Source organism: Streptobacillus ratti (genome assembly GCF_001891165.1).
Lineage (GTDB): Bacteria > Fusobacteriota > Fusobacteriia > Fusobacteriales > Leptotrichiaceae > Streptobacillus > Streptobacillus ratti.
The window spans coordinates 1-20,086 of record NZ_LKKW01000019.1 but is presented as its reverse complement, the minus strand read 5'-3'; the positions used below and the strand labels follow the sequence as shown (position 1 = coordinate 20,086).

The following is a 20,086-nucleotide window of genomic DNA, read 5'->3' as shown; positions in this document are numbered from 1 at the left end:
TTTCACAATATGTAAAGTTTTACAGCATAAAAAACAAAAAATAGGCTCTAAAGTAGTAAAACTACACCTTAGAGCCATTATATTTAAAAAGTTGATTATGTTACAATAAAATAAGCATTAATTTAATTTTAGACTATCACAAAACTATACTTAACATTCTAATTTAACATATATTTTTGTAGTTTTCTACTAGATAAAGCTAGTATTAAAGTACCCAATATTAATATAGTTGATAGTGCATTGATAGTTGGACTTACTCCAAATTTTAACATTGAATATATTTGTATAGGTAAGGTATCAGAATTAGTTCCTGTAACAAAGCTTGTTATTACAAAATCATCAAGCGATAATGTTAAAGACATTAAAAATGCTGAGATTATACCTGGTATCATAGTTGGTAATATCACTTTATTTAATGTTTGAAATTCTGTTGCCCCTAAATCTCTTGATGCTTCTACTATAGAAAAATCAAATTCTGAAATCCTTGACATTAGTATAAACAATGAAAAAGGTATATTAAATGTTGTATGTGCAATAAATATTGTAAACATACCTAAAGGTATTTTTGCAAAATTCATATTGAAAAATAACAGTAATGATACTCCTATTATTAAATCAGGTATAACTAAAGGAATATAGTTTAATACTTTAACATATGATTTAACTCTAAAATTATACCATTTAATTCCTATTGCACCTAATATTGCTATGGCTACTGAAATTGTAGAAGAAGATATAGCTATAATTATACTTCTTCCAAAAGCTTTCCATAACCCTGGTGATTTAGTAAATAATTCTATATACCATCTTAGAGAAAAAGATTTAAATTCATATCCCTTACTTGAATTAAATGATAAAACAATCAACATTATTATTGGTAAATAAAAGAATATCATAACTAACACAAAAAAGAATAAAGAAAATCTTCTTTTTTCATTCATTATTCATCACCATCCTTATCTGCTTTAATTCCTAACCATACAAATACAGAAGTAATAAGTATAAATAGTGTAGAAATAGCCGATGCTGATGGCCAATCTCTTAAACTAAACATTCTTGTAGCAATAATATTTCCAAGCATTATTCCATCAGTACCACCAACAATATCTGGTACAGCATATGAACCTATAGCTGGAACAAATGTTAATACTAATGCTGTAATTATACCATTTTTTATTCCTGGTAAAAATATTTTCATATGTGCTGTAAAATTACTTGCACCTAAATCTCTTGCTGCATCTATTAATGAAAAATCAAATTTTTCTATAGCTGTATATAAAGGGAGTATCGCATAAGGTAATAATATATATACAGATATTATTATTACTGCATTTCTATTGTATAATAAATCTAGTGGTTTATCTAAGAAAAATAATTTTACTAGAAATTTATTTAATATTCCATTATTTCCTATTAACGCAACTATAGAAAATATTCTAACTAAAAAATTTGTCCAAAAAGGTATTACTATTAATAACAACCATATATTTTTTCTCTTTGAACGAGAAATAAAATAGGATGTAGGTATTGCTATTAATATAGTGATTATAGTTATAACTATAGATAAATTTAATGTTTTTAGAACTATTTTAAATATATCTTTTGATGAAAATATATCAATATATGCCTTTAAAGTAAAAGTACTATAGCTTGATATCCCGCCATAAGCACCTTTTTTCAAAAAACTAAAATATACTATTATAGCCGTAGGTATTGCAAAAAATATACTCATCCATATAGTAATAGGCAAAAAATATAGATATTTTAGAGTTGATTTTTCTTGTAATATATCTTTACGTGCCATTAGTACACCTCCACTAGATAAGCATCTTCATAATTCCAGTAGAAATACACCTTTTCTTTCCATTCAAATAATTCTTCTTCTTCTAAAAACTCTCTATGTTGATCAAATGCTCTAATTATTCTATTTGAGCCTTCAACTTTAATAAATAGTTTTGATTGAAACCCAGAATATATAACCTCATCAACCACACCTCTTAAAACCTTATATTTAGGATTTTCACGTGGTGGTTTTACATCAACCTTAATTTTTTCTGGTCTTAAAGTTAATTTAACTTTATCTCCTACTTTAACAGGTTTATCAAGTTCAACCTTATATTCTCCAATTTCATCTGAAATTGCAACTGCATAATTATCATAAACTTCTGTAATTTCTCCAGTTAAAAAATTAGTTTCTCCTATAAAGTCTGCTATAAATTCATCTTTTGGTTTTTCATAAATTTCATTAGGTGTTCCAATTTGTAAAATATCACCTTTATTCATTACAGCTATTCTATCTGATACTGAAAGAGCTTCTTCCTGGTCATGAGTTACAAATACGAAAGTAATGCCTACTTCATCATGTATAGTATCTAATTCTATTAATAGCTTTTGACGTAATTTAGCATCAAGTGCTGAAAGTGGTTCATCAAGTAATAATACATCTGGTTTACCTATTAAGGCTCTTGCAATCGCAACCCTTTGTCTTTGTCCACCCGATAAATTTTCTGGCATTTTTTTCTTATGTTCCAATAAACCAACTAAATCCAAATATTTACTTACTTCTTTTTCTATTTCATCTTTTGCAAAACCTTTTAATTTTAATGGAAATGCAACATTATCATATACAGACATAGTTGGAAATAGGGCATAATTTTGAAAAACTGTATTAACATTTCTTTTTTCCGGTGGTAATTTATCTATTCTTTCTCCATTAACTATAATCTCTCCACTATCAGGATAAATAAATCCTGCTATCATTCTTAAAAGTGTAGTTTTTCCACAACCACTAGGTCCAAGTATAGAGAAAAACTCTCCTTTTTTAATTTCTAAACTTACATTTTTAAGTATTTTATCTCCCCCAAAACTTTTTGAAACATTTTTAATTATTATATCACTTCTTTCCAATTATCGATCTCCTTTATGAATTAATTTTTACTAAAAAATTCTTTTGCTAACTCTTTTAAGTAAAATAAATCTTTTACTCCACATAATTCTCTAACTGAGTGCATTGCCAACATTGGTACTCCTAAATCTATTGAATCTATGTCTAAATGTGTTGATGATATTGGTCCTATAGTTGAACCACCAACTTCATTTGATTGATTTACAAAGAATTGTATCTTAATATCAGTTCCCTCTATAATTTGTTTTATAACAGATATAGAGAATCCATCTGATGTATATCTTTGATTTGCACTTATTTTTAATTGTACTCCATCATTAATTTTCCCAAGATTAGTTGGATCACTTTTACCTAAATATGCTGGATGAGCAGCATGGGCTCCATCAGCTGATAAAATAAATGAAGAAGAAAGCATAGTAAGGAATGTATTTCTATCCATACCAAGTGAATATATAATTCTTTCAAGTATATTAGATAAATAATTTGAATCTGCTCCTTGTTTTGTAGCAGAACCTATTTCCTCATTATCAAAACCAACAAATACATTAATTTGATTGTTAGCATTTTCAGCTTCTACTAATCCTAATAATCCTGAATAAACTGAAACTAAATTATCAAGTTTTGGAGCTGATATAAATTCTTCATTTACACCTACTAAAGACCCTTTTTCAGTTGCATACACATATAGGTCAAAATCAAGTATATCTTCTTTTTTAATATTACATTTTTTTGAAATTATATCTATTAAATATCCATCTTTTTCAAAACTTTCATTTACTAATCCTAGTATTGGTAATACATCATTTTGTTTATCTATTTTAACACCATTATTAACTTCCCTATTTTGATGTATAGCTAAATTAGGTATAATTAATATAGGCTCATCTATTTTAATCTTTATAGTTTTTGGTCTAAATATATCATCAGTTTTTATTATAACCCTACCTGATATAGATAATGGTCTATCAAACCAAGTATTTAATATTGGACCACCATATACTTCTGTATTTAATCTTATTATCCCATTTACAATCATTTCAGGATTAGGTTTAATTCTAAATCCTGGTGAATCTGTATGAGAACCAAATATTTTAAATCCTTTAGTTACATCTAATTTTTCACCTATAGTAAAGGCAACAATTGATGAATTAGATCTTTTAATAAAATATTTTCCACCTTTTTTTAATTCCCACTTTGATGTTGGCTCTAATCTTTCAAAATCATTTTCAAGTAATATTGTTGAACAATTTCCAACTACATGATAAGTACTAGGTGAATCATCAATAAATTCTATCATTTCTCTAGCAAAACTCTTAATTTCTAAATCAAGAAATTCTGCTCTAAGTTTTTTATTATTCATTATTTCACCTCTACTTCATATATTTTTGCAAACTTATTTTTCAAATAATCTACATAGTATTTAGGAGAAAATTCTTTGCCTGTTGCATTTAATATTAAATCTTTAGGATCCTTAAATGAACCAAACTTATGAATTTTTTCTTTAAGCCAACTATTAATATTACTAAATTCACTATTTTCTAATTCTTTAGATATATCTATATCTTTTCCCATAGCATCATATATTTGAGCTGAATAAGCTGAACCTAGTGCATATGATGAAAAGTATCCAAATGAACCTTGTGACCAATGTACATCTTGTAAAATCCCCTCTGAATAAGTCATAGGTCTAACACCTAAGTATTCCTCATATTTATCAGCCCATTTTTTAGCTACATCTTCTGCATTTTCTTTTCTTTCTAAATCAGAGAATATTTCTTTTTCTAATTCATATCTTATCATTACATGTATAGGGTAAGTTAATTCATCAGCTTCAACTCTAATAAGTGATGTATTTACTTCATTTAATATTAATTTAAATTCATCTAAAGTAATATCCATACCAAAGTATTTATCCATCAGGTCATATATAACTTTAGTAAAGCTATCATTTTTACAGAACATATTTTCAAATATTCTTGATTGTGATTCATGTATACCCATAGATACTCCACCACCTAAGAAATTTTCTTGGTAGATATCTAATATTTGTTGTTCATATAGGGCATGTCCTGTTTCATGTATAGTTGAATATATAGCTGAAAGAGGATCATTTTCATAATAGTGTGTAGTAATTCTTACATCCTTATTACTTGTATTAGTTGTAAATGGATGCTCACTTTCTTTAATAACACCTGAATTATAGTCAAATTTCAAGATTTCTGATATTTCTTTAGATAATTCTTTTTGCTTATCTATAGGATAAGATTTTGATAAAAATCTAGCTTTGATATCTTTTAACTCATCTCTTTTTTTAGTAATTACTTCCTTAATAAATGGTGTTAATTCATCTTTAATATTTTTAAAAAATTCATCAACTATTTCTACTGTTAATTCATTTTCATAATCACTTAATAAAAGATTATATGGATGCCCATTATATCCTCTATATTTTATAAACTCTTTATTATATCTTATTATTTCTTCTAAGTAAGGTCCATACTCTTCTAATTTATTACTTCTTTTTGCTTCTCCCCATTTTTGAGTAGATATTGTAGAAAGTTCAGAATATTTAGAATATACATCTACAGGTATTTTGCTCATCTTATCAAAAATATCTTTTCTTAAATTTAATATTAGTTTTTTATCAATTTCATTAAGCTCATCAAAGTTTACTCCATAAACTATATCTCTTACTTCATCATTTACTAATGTTACATAAGAAAGTTCACTCAAAGTACCTAAAGTTTTAGATATTCTTACACCAGCATTTACTGGAGCCTCTGTTTCTAAATCCCACGATAAAATTGTCATTGCATGTTGATATGCTCTATTCTTTTCAAGAATTTCTTTTAATCTAATCATTTTATCCATTTAAATCACCTTTTCTTTTTGTTCATTTTATCTTAATTATACATTTTTTTATACTTTTTTTCAATTAAAATTAAAAAAAATATATTTTTAAAAAAATGTCTTAAAACCTTTTCAAATCAGTTTTAAGACACTAGCTTATTTATCAAATTTAGACTTATAAAACATTTCATTCATAACTTCTAAAAGTTTCTTCTTATCATCTTCATTTACATTTTTATCATTAAAGAATAAAGTTGCTTTTTTTAATATATCATCTAATTCTACAAATTCTTCTATATTTGCACCAGCTAAATTCATAATATTTATTTTATCTAATGAATAAACTTCACAAAGTCCTGCTAAAACTTTTATAGGTGTTTTATTATTTTCTCCGTCTTCTATTCTCTTTATATTTGTATGCGCATAACTTATTCCCTTTTCATTTAATTTAGCCTCAACTTCTCTTAATGAATATCCTTTTCTTTCTCTGGCATTCTTTAAAGTTTGTCCCAAATCCATCATAAACTTCCCTCCAGCTTTAATAATATAACACATTATATCATTTAAGTTAAAAAAAAGCAACATTTTTTTATTTTTTCAAAAATATTGTTGCAATTTTAAAACAAATATGATATATTAGTGTTATAAAAATAAAACAATGGAGTGATAAAATTATGGAAGCATTATTAAAAAAAGCAAATTTAGAATATTTATTAGAAACAGTACTTAATATATTACAATTTACACTAATAATTAATATTATTCCTTTATTTATAGTAGAACTTTCTTTAAAATCTATAATAATATTAACCTTAACATTTATATTACAAGTTTATTTATTATTTAAACTTACAGATATTTTTGAATAAAATAATATTAAAAACTCGGAATATATAAATAAACCGAGTTTTTATTTTTTAAAATGTATATCCAAATTCTATTCCAGACATTACTTTCTTATTGTGTCTACCTTCTATATAAAGTCCTATATTATATTTTTCATTTATTTTAGCACCTCCTGAAAGTTTTCCATATACTACTGGAACAAATCTATAAGTTAATTGCATTTCCGTACCATTTATAGGATTAGAATAATATACATATGGCAAAATAGCTATACCATTTTCTAACCCAGCATATATTTTAATTTTTTCTTTTGCTTTATAATTAAAATCAAATTTCATACCTGAACTAAAGCTAGGATCTAATGTCAATTTATCTTTATCAATAGATATAAGTGCATTGGCTGTAATTTTAGGTCCAAATACAATATTAAATTTTTTATTTATTTTGTAATTCCATTCAGGTGCAAATCCTAAAGATAAATCAACTCCAATAATCTTTCCATAATTATCTTTATCTTCATATGCTCCTCCAAAATTTACAATTATGTTATGTTTTGGTCCAGTTATTTTTGTTGAAAATGAAGTTAATCCTATTAACAACCCTATTATTAACAATAATTTTTTCATTCATATCTCCTAATTATACTATTTATATTTACTTAAATAGTATACCCCCCCCCTCTAAGATTTGTCAATAATTATTTGTGAATTTTTTTGACATGGTGAAATTAAAATGATTTTTTAATGTTACATAAAAAATGTTAAATTATCAAAATTTTTAAATTTCAAACAATCTAACATCTTTATATTTATCCTACCATTTATATTCAACATTTAAACCTAATCTAGTTTCAAAATTATAATATGTTTCATCTCCATTAGATACTACAGTTGCTGAAGAACTTGAAGAAACACTATTACTTTTTTCATCTTTTTAAATCATAGAAGAGCTAATTTACAAACTTTTTTCACACTCTCAGTTTTCTTACCATTTTTTATACTTTTTTGTGAAACTCGGGTTATACCCCAAAAAAACATATTTTGTCAATAATTTAAGCATATTTGATATTATGAGTTTTTTATATTTTTTAATTAATAAAAACCACATCTATAATTTTGGGTAATTATAAATGTGGCTCATTAATTTAAAATTCTAATATAGAATATACTTCTTTTCCTTTTAATACATCTCTACCTTTTAAATCTACAAGTTCTATTAGGAAAGCTAATTCATATACTTCTGCTCCTAATTCTTCTACTAAATCTACCATAGCCTTTGCAGTTCCACCAGTAGCTAATAAATCATCAACTATTAAAACTTTAGCACCTTTTTCAAAAGCATCTTTATGAATTTCTAAAACATTAGTACCATATTCTAATGAGTATTCTGCTCTTACAGTTTCAGCTGGTAATTTACCTGCTTTTCTTGCTGGAATAAATCCAGCCCCTATATTATATGCTATAGCAGATGCAAAAATAAATCCTCTAGCATCAGCACCTAATACATAATCAATACCTTGATTTTTGTATCTATTAGTAAAATCTTCAATTATTAGTTTTAATCCCTCTTTATCCTTTAATGCAGTAGTAATATCTCTAAATATTATACCTTTTTCTGGAAAATCAGGGATACTTCTAATCATTTTATCTAATTTTTGAATTTCTAATTTATTCATTTTCTCTCCTATCTTTTAATAATAAGTTTTACTTTTTCAATTTTCTTATTATCAACTTTTAAAACTTGTATTATATATTCATCATTGATAACCTTATCATTTTTTGTTGCCACTCTTTCAAGCTTATATTGTATATATCCTGAAATAGTATCATACTCCTCAGATACTTCTATATCTAAATCATATTTTTCATTAATTTCTTCAACTAAAGTTTCTCCTAATAACTCATAAACATTTTTTGATATAGATTTAAAGTTTTCTTCTTCTATATCATACTCATCTCTAATCTCCCCTACTATTTCTTCAAGTAAATCTTCTATTGTTATCAGTCCTAATGTTCCACCATACTCATCTATAATTATAGCCATATGTTGTTGTTTTTGCCTGAAAAATTCTAACATATATGTAAGTGTTACTGTTTCTGGTACATATACTATATCTTTCATTAATATTTTTAATTTAACATTTCTATTTTTACACTTTAATAAATCCTTAGTATACATAACACCACAAATATTATCTATACTTTCATTATACAGTGGTATACGTGAAAACTCATGTTCTATTATATCATCCCACACATTGTCTAAAATTTCTTCGACATCATATGCAATTATAGAGGTTCTTGGAGTCATAATTTCTTTAACTGTAGTATCAGTAAAATTAAATATACTATGTATCATTTCTTTTTCTTCTTTTTCTACTTCAGTATTATTGGCATAATTAATAATATTTCTAATATCTTCTTGAGTCAAATCTCTTTCTTCCTTATATTCTCCATTACTAAATACACTACTAATACCTCTGTATATATATTCTATAATTAATACTAATGGGAATATAGCTATCATTAATACATCAATAAAATCTATAGTATATATCAGAGTTTTATATATATCTATCCTCGATATTGATTTTATAAAAATCTGAAATAATATTAAGATTAATATAGATATAGCAAAAAATACTAAACTAAAACCAAAAAATATTCCAATATTAAAATTAACGATTTTTAAATACATAGCTATTAATATCAGGCTTAAAATATTAGATGTTATTTTATATCTTATTAACCTTTCTAAAAATTTTGCCACCCTTATTTTATTATACTCTTCAAATTCTTTTAAATAAATTTTTTCTATTTTGTTTATATACATAAAACTTGTATCAAATGCAGTTAATATAGAAAAGAATATTAAAATTATTAAAAGAGCTATTATTATATTAATATTTATCTTAATACATCTCCTTTTTAAAAAAATATTTCAATTAATTTTATCATATCATATATTTTTTTTCAATTACATATTATTAAGTTCAAATGCTTTAATAGTATTTTTTATTAGAGCATAAATAGTCATAGGTCCAACTCCACCTGGTACAGGTGTTATATATCTAACATTAGAATTTTTAATAACATCTTCAAAATCAACATCACCAGAAATTTTGCCCTCAAATTCTGAAATACCTACATCTATAACTACTGCTCCATCTTTAATACATTCACTTTTAATTAACCTTGGAACACCCGTAGCACTAATTAATATATCTGCTTGTTTTGCCTTGTAAAATAAATCTTTAGTTTTACTATTACATACTTGTACTGTTGCTCCCTCATTAATAAGCATCAAAGCAAGTGGTTTCCCAACTATATTTGATCTACCTATAATTACAACATCTTTAGATTCTATACTAATGTTATAGTAATTAAGTAATTCCATTATGCCCTGTGGTGTACAAGAATAAATTCCTTTATCTTTAAATAATAAATTACCTACATTTTCAGGATGAAATCCGTCTACATCTTTATTAGGATTTATAGCTGACATAACTGAAATATAGTTAATATGTGAGGGTAATGGAAGTTGTAATAATATTCCATCAATATTTTTATCATTATTTAATTTATTTATTTCAGATATTAATTCCACTTCACTTATATTTTCTTCAAACATTATTGTTTCTTGATATATTCCTAATTCATCACATTTTTTTGCCTTATTTTTCAAATATATAGTTGAAGCCTTATCATTTCCTACTTTAATAAATGCAAGACCAGCTTTTCTACCTATTTTTTCTACTAAGATTTGATATTTTATTTTTAATTTTTCATATAGTATATTTGATACACAACGACCATCTAACATACTTTTAATCAAAATTAAGTCCTCCTCTTAATTCAGGATTTATTCTCCAAAAGTTTAATTCTTTTAATTTAGCTGAAATATCAGCATTTACAACAGCTGTAGTAGTATTTAATTCTAATTTATAATCAGTCATATTAAGTATTGCTTCTATACCAGCATTTATTAATTCATCAGCTACATCTTGAGCAAATTCACTATTTACTGCCAATATTACTGTATGTACTTTATTTTCTTTAATATAGTCTATACATTTGCTAGCATCAGATACTTTAATATCTAAATTAGGTATTTCTTGCCCTATTTTATTAGGATCTATATCAAATATTGCAGTTACTTTAAATCCTTTACCTAGAACATCAGTATTGCGTGCTATCATGGTACCAACATTACCATATCCTAAAAGAATTACTTCATTTTCCTTGTCTATCCCTAATATAGACTCTATTTCTCTAATCAAGCCACTAACATTATATCCCTTTCCCCTTACACCAAATTCTCCAAATGTAGACAAATCTTTTCTTACTTGCACGGCTGTAGTATTCATCTTTTTAGATAGTTCTATAGAATTCACTTCTGGTTTTACTCTTTCCAAATCCTTTAAAATACTTAAATATAGAGTAAGTCTTGAAATTATTCGACCTGAGACTTCCTTTGCACTATATTTTTTTGACATTATAATTCCTCCTCATTTTAATATATCTAATTTATTTATGTTTCTTCCATTAATAAAATCTAATGAACTCTGTTTCTTTTTACCCTCTAATTTCAGTTCTTTAATTACTATAGCTCCATCACCTGTTTTAACAACTATTCCCTCTTTAGTTAAATCTATCACAGTTCCTGGTTTTTCATTACCACTATATTCTAAAATATCGGAACTATATAATTTTAAAACTTTACCATTTAAAGTAGTAAAAGCTTCAGGAAAAGGATTTAATCCTCTAATTTTATTAAATATGGTTAAACTATCTAAATTAAAATCTATTTTAGTTTCTTCCTTTTTAATAGGCTTTACAAAAGTTGCTAAACTATGGTCTTGTTTAGTTGCTTTTATTGTATTATTTTTCATCATTTCTATAGCTTGTTTTACTCCAATTGCACCTAAAACTTTTAATCTATCATGCAAAGTACCTAAATTATCTTCTTTTAATATTTCAGTTTCAAGCTTACAAATTATATCGCCCTCATCAAGTTTTTCATTTATGTACATTATAGATACACCTGTTTTATCATCTCCATTTAATATTGCCGAATGTATAGGAGATGCCCCTCTGTACTTAGGTAATAATGAGGAATGTACATTTATTATACCATATTTTGGAAGATCTATAATATTTTTTGGGATTATCATTCCATATGCTACTACAACTATTAAATCAGCATTGTATTTTTTTAATATCTCATATGTTTCTTCTGTTCTTAAACTCTTAGGTTGTATTATTTCTATATTATTATCCAGTGCATATTGTTTAACTGGTGAAAAAACAACCTTATTACCACGAGCATTAATTTTATCTACTTTTGTAAATACAGCTAATAGTTCTGTATTTTCATGTAAATATTTTAAAGTTTCTATTGCAAAATCTGGCGTTCCCATAAATATTGTTTTCATTTCTCACCCCTAAAATTCTCTTGGTTTACTGTTCTTCTTCATAATTTCTAATTTTTTTCTAATAAGATTTCTACTCATAGGACTTATTTTATCTATGAATAAAATACCGTCTAAATGATCTAATTCATGCTGGAATGCACGTGATTTAAGTTCATTTAATTCTCTTTCTATAACATTCCCATTTTCATCTTGATATCTTACAGTTATGCTTTCAGGTCTTAATACATTCTTAAATATACCTGGTATACTTAAACACCCCTCCTGAAATTCTACCATTTCTTCTCCAAAACTTAATATTTCTGGATTTACCACCTTTATTATCTCATCTTCAATTTCTAAAACAAAAAATCTTTTATCTATTCCAACTTGATTAGCAGCAAGTCCTATACCATTTGCAAGTCTCATAGTCTTAACCATTTCATCTAATGTATTTCTTAATCCATCATTAAATTCAATAACCTCATCTGATTTTTTTCTTAAAATTGGAGCTTCGTAAACATAAATATTCAATTTTATCACTACTTTCTAATATAAAGTTAAAGGATCTATATCAACTAAAATTCTTGTTGTATTATTACTTAATCCTTTTATAGCAAAAAGTAACTTTCTATTTTTTGCTATTTCATTTTTATTACTTTTGATATATATGTTATATCTAAAGTCATCATTCATTTTAAATATTGGGGCTTTTTCAATATGGGAAACTTCTGCAAAATTTTCGGTAATATCTTTATGTATTTTTTTAATTACCTTTAATGCTCTCTCTTCTTTTTTATCAGAAACTATTATTTTAATCATTCTACTAAAAGGTGGTAGATTAAGTAATTTTCTAATGTGCATATCATATTCAAAATATTCTTCAAAATCTCCAGACATTATTGAATTAATTAATTTTGAATCAGGAACATAGCTTTGAAGTATTACTTTTCCTTTTTTATCTCCTCTACCTGACCTACCTGCTGATTGTGTTACAAGCTGATAAGTTTTTTCTCCTACTCTAAAATCACTTAAAGATAAAATTTGATCTGTATTAATTATTCCGACTAAAGTTACATTAGGAAAATGAAATCCCTTAGCAAGTATTTGTGTACCAATAGCTATTTGATACTTATTTTCACTAAATTCTTTATATGCCTTGTCAAAATCTTTTTGACTAGTCATGGTACTTGAATCCATTCTAAGTATATTTTCACTACCAAATAATTCTGATAATTCTTCTTCTAACTTTTCTATTCCTATACCTAAAAATTCCAAGTTTTCACTATCACAATAAGGGCAAGTATCATACATTTTTCTTCTATATTCACAATGTGAACATTCTAAGATATCTTTAGATTTTGAATACCTTAAATTAACACTACATCTTGGACAAGCCATTTTTTCTTTACAATCTATACATCTAACCAACAAAGAATGGGATTTTCTATTTAATATTAATATTACCTGTTCCCCTTTTAATAAAGTATCTTTCATATTTTGAAGTAATTTTTCAGACAACATTGATTTTTCATTAGATAAATCCACTACTTCCATTTCTGGTAAGTCCATATTATTAAATCTTTTATTTAAAGTAACTAATTTAAATATATTTTTTTTTGCAAGATAATAACTCTCAAATGATGGCGTTGCACTACCTAATACAACCTTTGCTCCCTCTTGCATAGCTCTTTTTATCGCCACATTTCTACTATGATATCTTGCATTATCTTCTTGTTTATATGTATTCTCATGTTCTTCATCTATTATTATATATCCTAAATTCTTAACAGGAGCAAATAAGGCTGACCTTGCACCTAATATGACCCTTGAATTACCAGAATAAATATTAATCCATTCTTTAAGTTTAGTAGCTGGAGTCATTTTACTATGAATTAAACTTACAGTATTACCAAATACTTTTTTTATACCTTTAACCATTTGTGAGCTTAAAGAAATTTCAGGTAATAAAAATATACTTGATTTATCTTTTTTTAATGCTTCTTCTATTAATTTAATATATATTTCAGTTTTTCCACTACCTGTTATTCCATGTAATAGAAAAATGTTTTCATTAGAATTTACTATATCATCATATGCTTTTTGTTGATATTCATTTAAGGCTATACTATTATTAATAGTTATTTCTTTTTTTTCTATTTCTAATAATTTCTCCTTATACATTTTCTCATAAGGACCTAATATTTTAAAACTAGCATGAAAATCGGTGATGTAATAAGAATTAATGAATATAGCTAAATTTAATATACTTTCTGGTATTTTTACCATATCTTCCATAACCTTATTTATTTTTTTTATTTTAAAATCCCCTATTTCTTCTTTTTTACTTTCTCTAATAACTACACCTAATAAATTTTTATTTCTAAAATTAATTTCAACAAAAGTTCCTACATCTAAAGGGAAATCAGACTCATAAGTATATGTGTTTACATATTTTTTTACATATATTTGATAATACATCTTATTCCCCTTTCTATTATTTCAATTCTAATCTTATTTTATCTCCAACCTTAATTTTAGCTCCAGCTTCTGGATATTGTTTTATTACTTTTCCATTTCCTGTTATAGAAACAGAGTATTTATCTATACCTAATTCTAATAAATTTTTCTTAGTTACACCTATTAAATTAGGCATAATATTCATAGAAAATTCATTCTTAATATTCTCTATTTTCTTATTTCTGTTTTCTTTAGGTTTTACAACTTCTATTTCAGAAATATTTTTCACTACTTTTTCACTTGGAGTTACATTTTTATACTTTATTATCTTATCTAAAATATCCCTAGCTAGTGGTAATGCAACTGAAGCTCCATAATATTGACCATGCGGCTCATCTACAGTAATTAATATGCTATACTTAGGTTTATCTGCTGGAAAAAATGAGAAAAATGATGAGAAATATTTCCCATATTCATAACCATTAGGTCCTGCTTTTTGAGCTGTTCCTGTTTTCCCACCTATTCTATATCCATCAAGTTTTATTCCACGACCAGTACCACTTGAAACTACTTCTTCAAGTATTTTTCTAATCTTATTACTTATACTTTCTTTAATTACTTTTCCTTTAGTATGAATTTCATAGTTTTTTATAACTTCTCCATTAACTCCCACTATTTTTTCAACTATTTGAGGAGTTATTAAATCTCCACCATTAATAGTCGCATTTAAAGCAACCAACATTTGAAGCTGTGTCATATTTATTCCTTGTCCAAAAGATACATTAGATCTTCTAACTTCCGTAAATTCTTTTGGTGTCATTAAAAACCCAGTAGTTTCATATGAAATATCCACACCTGTTTTTTTACCTAATCCAAATTTTGGCAGATAGTTATAGAAAGTTTCTGGATTCATCATTTGTGAAATTTTAACTAATCCTACATTCCCTGAATTTACCATTATTTTTGATACAGGTAATGTACCTTTAGTACTATCATCATGATCTCTTATTATCCTATTTTTTACTTTAATATATCCATCAGAATGTATTAAAGTATTTTCATTAATTATTCCCTCATTCATAGCCATAGCCACTGTCAAAGGTTTAAATATTGAACCTGGCTCAAATAAAGAGGTAATATTATGATTCTTTATTTCTGCTCTATTTACTGCCTTAGGGTAAGAACTCATTGCTACTATTTTCCCTGTATCACTTTCCATTACTATACCCATAGTAGTAGTTGCTTCAAATTTATTATGTGCATCTTTAAGAATATCATCAAGTGAGTATTGTAACAAAGAATCTATTGTTAATACAAGATTATTCCCATCTTTTGCATTTTTAACTATTTTCTCATCTATTAAATACGGTAATGTATACTCTGCTAAAGATGCTGAAAAAGGAGCTGTTCCTGTTGCTTGTCCATTTTCTCCTGTAAGTGTTTCATCATATTTATGCTCAACACCATAAACACCTTTTTCTTCTTTATTAAGAAATCCAACTATAGTTTCAAATACAGAATTATTTATATATTCTCTCTTGAATTTTCTTGTAAAATAGACAAATCTTGCATTAAAATTTTCTCTATTATTTTTTCTAACTTCTTTAATTAATTCATCAATTTGATCTCTTTGACTAACATTAATTAATACATTTTTAAATTCATAGTATTTTTTATTTTTCTCTTTTAATTCAAAAATTTTAGCAACAGTTTCTTCTACTTTAATATTTTTGATTACTTTGTTAATTATATCTACAAACTTCTCTATTTCTTCTTTATCTTTAAATAATGTTGGATCTACAACTATGCCTTGATATTCTAAATCAACGGCTAATTCTAAATTATCACTAGTAAGTATAGACCCACGTTTAGCCTTTATTTCTTTTACATATGACCTTATAGGGCTAATCACATTAAATGAAAAATCTTTATGTAATATTTGTAAAAAAAATAGTCTTACTATTACTAAAAACAAGAATAAAAGGAAAAATATAAAATATATTTTTTTTCTATTTTTTTCTTTTAAAAACCATCTGTCTAATTTGCTCATATATTTACCTTATTTCATATTTTTTATTAATAAATCTTGTACAAGCTTAGGGTTTGCTTTACCTTTAGATATCTTCATAGCTTGACCCATTAAAGCTTTAATTGCTCTATCTTTACCATTTAAAAAGTCTTGTACAGATTCAGGATTTTCAGAAATTACTTGTTTAACAATATTTTCTATTTCTCCCTCATCAGATATTTGTAACATACCCTTTTCTTTAACTATAATATTAGGGTCTTTATCTTCATTAAGCATTATTTCAAATACTTCCTTAGCTATTTTTGAACTTATTGTTTCAGATTTAAGTAAAATAATTAATTTTCCTAAATTCTCACTACTTATACTAAATTCATCTATACTAATGTATTTTTCTTTAAGTACCCTTAATACTTCTGTTAGCATCCAGTTAGTTGAAAGTCTTGGTTCTTTTGAAACCTCAACTAAATTTTCAAAATAGTTTGCAAGATTAATAGATGTAACTAAATTTCCAGCATCAACTTCAGACATATTATATTTATTTATAAATCTTGCTAATTTCTCATCAGCAAATTCTGGCATTTCTTCTTTTAATCTAGCTATTCTTTCCTCATCAATTATTACTGGTGGTAAATCTGGTTCTGGAAAATATCTATAATCCATAGCCTCTTCCTTGTTTCTCATAGGTCTTGTAATACCTTTTTCATCATCCCAAAGTCTTGTTTCCTGAATTACTCTTTCACCTTTTTCTATTAATTCCATTTGTCTATTTGCTTCATATTCTATAGCTCTTACTACTGCTTTAAATGAATTTAAATTTTTAGTTTCAGTTCTAGTACCAAGTTTATTAGAACCTTTTTCTTTAATAGAAACATTAGCATCACATCTAAGTGAACCAAGCTCCATACTTACATCACTTACTCCAGTATATTTAATTCTCTCTTTTAAGTTATTTAAATATATATAGGCATCTTGTGGATTTGTAATACATGGTTTAGTAACTATTTCTATTAATGGTATACTTGCTCTATTAAAATTTAATATAGATTCATGTTTTGTATGTATACTTTTAGCCGTGTCTTCTTCTATCTGTATTCTTTCTATTTCAACTTTAATATCTTTATCATTTCTTTTAAATTCTAAATATCCATTTTCTGCATAAGGTTTGAAATATTGTGTAATTTGATAATTTTTAGGAGAATCTGGATAAAAATAGTTTTTTCTATCAAAGTAACTTATCTTATTAATATCACAATTTAAAGCAAGTGCTGCTTTAATAGCATAATCTAAAACTTCTTCATTTAATCTAGGAAGAGCTCCAGGCTCACCTGTTGATACTGGAGAAATACAAGTATTAGGATCTTTTTCATCATAATTTGCATCAGCATCACACCATATTTTAGTTTTAGTTTTTAATTGGCAGTGAACCTCTAACCCTATTACTATATCATACTCTTTCATAATCAATTTTTCCTCTTTCCATTTCATATTTATGTGTAACATTTAATAATAAATCTTCTCTAAAATAGTTAGATATTATTTGCATTCCTACTGGCAATTTATCCACAAATCCTACTGGTACAGAAATTGCTGGTAATCCTGCAAGAGACACTGAAACTGTATAAATATCAGATAAATACATTTCTATAGGATTATTTGATTTTTCTCCTTTTTTAAATGCTACATTAGGTGTTGTTGGTGTGATTATTATATCTACATTTTCAAATGCTTTTTGATAATCATTTTTTATTAATCTTCTTACCTGAGATGCCTTTTTATAATAAGCATCATAAAATCCTGAACTTAGAACATATGAACCTATCATTATTCTTCTTTTAACCTCTTTACCAAATCCCTCAGTTCTTGATTTAACATAAATGTCTTCTACATTATCAGCTTCTGCTCTATGACCATAACGTATTCCATCATATCTTGAAAGATTAGATGAAGCCTCAGCTGATGAAATGATATAGTAAGTTGGAATAGAATATTTAGCATAATCAAGACTAATATCTACAATACTTGCACCCATTTTCACTAAAACATCTAAAGCATTTTCTATGCTTTCTTTAATTTCTTTAGATAGACCATTAAAGAAATTCTTATCTATCCCTATTCTTAAACCACTAATATCCTTATTTAACATTTCAGAATATTTAGGAACTTCTACATCTACTGTAGTTGAATCATAAATATCTTCACCAGCTATTATTTCTAAAGTTTTTGCAACATCTTCAGATGTTCTTGCAATTATTCCTACTTGGTCAAGACTTGAACCAAATGCCATAAGACCATATCTTGAAACCCTACCATAAGTAGGTTTTAATCCAACAGTACCTGTTAAAGATGCTGGTTGTCTAACTGAACCACCTGTATCTGTACCTAAAGCTATAGGTACTTCTAAGGCAGCAACTGCTGCTGCTGAACCACCACTTGAACCACCAGGAACTCTTTCTAAATCCCAAGGATTTGAAACTAGTTTAACACTTGAATTTTCATTAGATGAACCCATAGCAAATTCATCCATATTAGCCTTACCAACTAAAACTACATTAGCCTCTTTTAATCTTTTTACTACAGTTGCATCATATGTTCCATAATAACCTGATAATATTTTAGATGCTGATGTAGTTAATTCTCCTAAAGAAACTATATTATCTTTAAGAGCTATAGGAACTCCATGTAAAGAACTAGATATTTCTGTCTCATCTGCTTTTTTAGCTGACTCTATTGCATTTTCTCTATTAATAGAAACAAATGCCCCTATTTTATCTTCCATTTCATCTATTCTATTTAAAATTGATTTTGTTGCATCTTGTGAAGTTAATTTACCCTCTTTTATTAATTCTGCCATTTCACTAGCAGTTAAAGTATATATCTTATTCATTTCCATCACCTATCATTACTGGTAAAGAAATAAAGTTTTCATCACTTTTAGGTGCATTTTTTAAAAACATTTTTTTATCCATTTCTATTTTTGGTTCATGATTATATATCTTACCTTCATTTTCTAAAATATTATATAAAGGTTCTACATTTTCTAAGTTTAATTCATTTAAACTTTCCATATATTTAAATATATCATTTAAATCTTTTTGAAAAGCTTCTAATTCATTTTTTTCAAATGATAATTTAGATAGTTTTGCTAATTTAACTACTTCTTCTTTAGTAACCATTTTCTACCTACTTTCTTACTAATATATTAAAATCGTCTACTTCAAATAATAGCACATTCAAGTAGATTTTTCAATCATTTTTGAAGCGTTTAAAAGAACCCTAAATTCCAAAAGTAAATGTCCAAAAAAGTAATTGAAAAAAAATAGGATATACAGTACAATCATAAATGAGCAAATCTATTGAAAGGAACTGTATACCCATGACTAATAATAACACATTTTTAAAAATTAATAAAGAAGAAAAATTGTATCCTATTTAATTAAAGGGCATACAGAAGCATATAACTATGGTAAAGATATAGTTTGTGCATCAATTTCTGCTACATCTATTATGACATTAAATGGATTAATAGAAGTTTTAAAAGTTAAGAAATTGAATTATGAAATGAGGGATGGATATATTTTTTGTGATT

General features: G+C 26.0%; 20 protein-coding genes. 2 read left to right on the top strand and 18 right to left on the bottom strand.

What is annotated here, in order from left to right; genetic code table 11:
* Positions 1-158: 158 nt before the first annotated feature.
* From BT993_RS04395 to BT993_RS04370, 6 genes are all read right to left on the bottom strand, one after another.
* Complete coding sequence (locus tag BT993_RS04395; RefSeq protein ID WP_072593410.1) at positions 159-941, bottom strand: ABC transporter permease; 783 nt, start codon at positions 939-941, stop codon at positions 159-161.
* The gene (locus BT993_RS04390) at positions 941-1,804 is read right to left on the bottom strand and encodes an ABC transporter permease (RefSeq protein WP_072593409.1); all 864 of its coding nucleotides are present in this window, start codon (positions 1,802-1,804) and stop codon (positions 941-943) included. The genes BT993_RS04395 and BT993_RS04390 overlap by 1 nt, the downstream gene beginning before the upstream one ends.
* Positions 1,804-2,907: an ABC transporter ATP-binding protein gene (locus BT993_RS04385; protein WP_072593408.1), complete on the bottom strand. Its 1,104-nt coding sequence runs from the start codon at positions 2,905-2,907 to the stop codon at positions 1,804-1,806. Before BT993_RS04385 ends, BT993_RS04390 begins: the two co-directional genes overlap by 1 nt.
* A gap of 20 nt (positions 2,908-2,927) precedes the next feature.
* Positions 2,928-4,265: a M18 family aminopeptidase gene (locus tag BT993_RS04380; RefSeq protein WP_072593407.1), complete on the bottom strand. Its 1,338-nt coding sequence runs from the start codon at positions 4,263-4,265 to the stop codon at positions 2,928-2,930.
* Positions 4,265-5,776 carry a carboxypeptidase M32 gene (locus tag BT993_RS04375; protein ID WP_072593406.1) on the bottom strand — a complete coding sequence of 504 codons (1,512 nt, stop codon included), beginning with the start codon at positions 5,774-5,776 and terminating at the stop codon, positions 4,265-4,267. The genes BT993_RS04380 and BT993_RS04375 overlap by 1 nt, the downstream gene beginning before the upstream one ends.
* A 135-nt stretch (positions 5,777-5,911) precedes the next feature.
* Entirely contained in the window at positions 5,912-6,277 is a 366-nt protein-coding gene (locus tag BT993_RS04370; RefSeq protein WP_072593405.1) for a helix-turn-helix domain-containing protein, read from the bottom strand.
* Between the two features lie 152 nt (positions 6,278-6,429).
* On the opposite strand from BT993_RS04370, the gene BT993_RS04365 reads away from it, so the two are divergent.
* A complete protein-coding gene (locus BT993_RS04365) occupies positions 6,430-6,624 on the top strand; it encodes a hypothetical protein (RefSeq protein ID WP_072593404.1) in 195 nt (64 codons plus the stop codon).
* Between the two features lie 48 nt (positions 6,625-6,672).
* Here BT993_RS04365 and BT993_RS04360 read toward each other — a convergent pair whose 3' ends face one another.
* The 12 genes from BT993_RS04360 to gatC all read right to left on the bottom strand — a co-directional run bounded on the left by BT993_RS04360 (position 6,673) and on the right by gatC (position 19,673).
* Positions 6,673-7,227 carry a hypothetical protein gene (locus BT993_RS04360; RefSeq protein WP_072593403.1) on the bottom strand — a complete coding sequence of 185 codons (555 nt, stop codon included), beginning with the start codon at positions 7,225-7,227 and terminating at the stop codon, positions 6,673-6,675.
* Positions 7,228-7,745: 518 nt separating this feature from the next.
* Complete coding sequence (locus tag BT993_RS04355) at positions 7,746-8,276, bottom strand: adenine phosphoribosyltransferase (RefSeq protein ID WP_072593402.1); 531 nt, start codon at positions 8,274-8,276, stop codon at positions 7,746-7,748.
* 8 nt (positions 8,277-8,284) lie between these two features.
* Complete coding sequence (locus tag BT993_RS04350) at positions 8,285-9,472, bottom strand: hemolysin family protein (RefSeq protein ID WP_425274402.1); 1,188 nt, start codon at positions 9,470-9,472, stop codon at positions 8,285-8,287.
* A gap of 105 nt (positions 9,473-9,577) precedes the next feature.
* Complete coding sequence (locus BT993_RS04345; protein WP_083557387.1) at positions 9,578-10,435, bottom strand: bifunctional 5,10-methylenetetrahydrofolate dehydrogenase/5,10-methenyltetrahydrofolate cyclohydrolase; 858 nt, start codon at positions 10,433-10,435, stop codon at positions 9,578-9,580.
* Positions 10,428-11,096 (bottom strand): redox-sensing transcriptional repressor Rex, encoded by a 669-nt coding sequence (locus BT993_RS04340; protein ID WP_072593400.1) that lies wholly within the window; start codon positions 11,094-11,096, stop codon positions 10,428-10,430. The genes BT993_RS04345 and BT993_RS04340 overlap by 8 nt, the downstream gene beginning before the upstream one ends.
* 12 nt (positions 11,097-11,108) lie before the next feature.
* Positions 11,109-12,035: a methionyl-tRNA formyltransferase gene (gene fmt / locus BT993_RS04335; protein WP_072593399.1), complete on the bottom strand. Its 927-nt coding sequence runs from the start codon at positions 12,033-12,035 to the stop codon at positions 11,109-11,111.
* Between the two features lie 9 nt (positions 12,036-12,044).
* Complete coding sequence (def, locus tag BT993_RS04330; protein ID WP_072593398.1) at positions 12,045-12,545, bottom strand: peptide deformylase; 501 nt, start codon at positions 12,543-12,545, stop codon at positions 12,045-12,047.
* 15 nt (positions 12,546-12,560) lie between these two features.
* A complete protein-coding gene (gene priA, locus BT993_RS04325) occupies positions 12,561-14,492 on the bottom strand; it encodes a replication restart helicase PriA (RefSeq protein ID WP_072593397.1) in 1,932 nt (643 codons plus the stop codon).
* A gap of 16 nt (positions 14,493-14,508) precedes the next feature.
* Positions 14,509-16,521: a penicillin-binding protein gene (locus BT993_RS04320; RefSeq protein ID WP_072593396.1), complete on the bottom strand. Its 2,013-nt coding sequence runs from the start codon at positions 16,519-16,521 to the stop codon at positions 14,509-14,511.
* A gap of 9 nt (positions 16,522-16,530) precedes the next feature.
* A complete protein-coding gene (gene gatB / locus BT993_RS04315; protein ID WP_072593414.1) occupies positions 16,531-17,961 on the bottom strand; it encodes an Asp-tRNA(Asn)/Glu-tRNA(Gln) amidotransferase subunit GatB in 1,431 nt (476 codons plus the stop codon).
* Positions 17,945-19,390 carry an Asp-tRNA(Asn)/Glu-tRNA(Gln) amidotransferase subunit GatA gene (gene gatA / locus BT993_RS04310; protein ID WP_072593395.1) on the bottom strand — a complete coding sequence of 482 codons (1,446 nt, stop codon included), beginning with the start codon at positions 19,388-19,390 and terminating at the stop codon, positions 17,945-17,947. Before gatA ends, gatB begins: the two co-directional genes overlap by 17 nt.
* Positions 19,377-19,673, bottom strand: coding sequence for an Asp-tRNA(Asn)/Glu-tRNA(Gln) amidotransferase subunit GatC (gatC, locus tag BT993_RS04305; protein WP_072593394.1), 297 nt, complete (start codon positions 19,671-19,673; stop codon positions 19,377-19,379). The genes gatA and gatC overlap by 14 nt, the downstream gene beginning before the upstream one ends.
* A 244-nt stretch (positions 19,674-19,917) precedes the next feature.
* Between gatC and BT993_RS07260 the strand changes: the two genes are divergently transcribed.
* On the top strand, positions 19,918-20,086 hold a 169-nt coding region (locus tag BT993_RS07260), incomplete at its 3' end, for a ribosomal-processing cysteine protease Prp (protein WP_143604261.1).

What these genes read in the sequence shown, in the direction of transcription:
- priA (WP_072593397.1), bottom strand. Translation starts at nt 14,492, where the DNA reads ATGTATTATCAAATATATGTAAAAAAATATGTAAACACATATACTTAT.
- BT993_RS04370 (WP_072593405.1), bottom strand. Translation starts at nt 6,277, where the DNA reads ATGATGGATTTGGGACAAACTTTAAAGAATGCCAGAGAAAGAAAAGGA.
- BT993_RS04395 (WP_072593410.1), bottom strand. Translation starts at nt 941, where the DNA reads ATGAATGAAAAAAGAAGATTTTCTTTATTCTTTTTTGTGTTAGTTATG.
- BT993_RS04375 (WP_072593406.1), bottom strand. Translation starts at nt 5,776, where the DNA reads ATGGATAAAATGATTAGATTAAAAGAAATTCTTGAAAAGAATAGAGCA.
- BT993_RS04340 (WP_072593400.1), bottom strand. Translation starts at nt 11,096, where the DNA reads ATGTCAAAAAAATATAGTGCAAAGGAAGTCTCAGGTCGAATAATTTCA.
- BT993_RS04365 (WP_072593404.1), top strand. Translation starts at nt 6,430, where the DNA reads ATGGAAGCATTATTAAAAAAAGCAAATTTAGAATATTTATTAGAAACA.
- BT993_RS04360 (WP_072593403.1), bottom strand. Translation starts at nt 7,227, where the DNA reads ATGAAAAAATTATTGTTAATAATAGGGTTGTTAATAGGATTAACTTCA.
- gatA (WP_072593395.1), bottom strand. Translation starts at nt 19,390, where the DNA reads ATGGAAATGAATAAGATATATACTTTAACTGCTAGTGAAATGGCAGAA.
- BT993_RS04390 (WP_072593409.1), bottom strand. Translation starts at nt 1,804, where the DNA reads ATGGCACGTAAAGATATATTACAAGAAAAATCAACTCTAAAATATCTA.
- BT993_RS04380 (WP_072593407.1), bottom strand. Translation starts at nt 4,265, where the DNA reads ATGAATAATAAAAAACTTAGAGCAGAATTTCTTGATTTAGAAATTAAG.
- fmt (WP_072593399.1), bottom strand. Translation starts at nt 12,035, where the DNA reads ATGAAAACAATATTTATGGGAACGCCAGATTTTGCAATAGAAACTTTA.
- BT993_RS04320 (WP_072593396.1), bottom strand. Translation starts at nt 16,521, where the DNA reads ATGAGCAAATTAGACAGATGGTTTTTAAAAGAAAAAAATAGAAAAAAA.
- gatC (WP_072593394.1), bottom strand. Translation starts at nt 19,673, where the DNA reads ATGGTTACTAAAGAAGAAGTAGTTAAATTAGCAAAACTATCTAAATTA.
- BT993_RS04355 (WP_072593402.1), bottom strand. Translation starts at nt 8,276, where the DNA reads ATGAATAAATTAGAAATTCAAAAATTAGATAAAATGATTAGAAGTATC.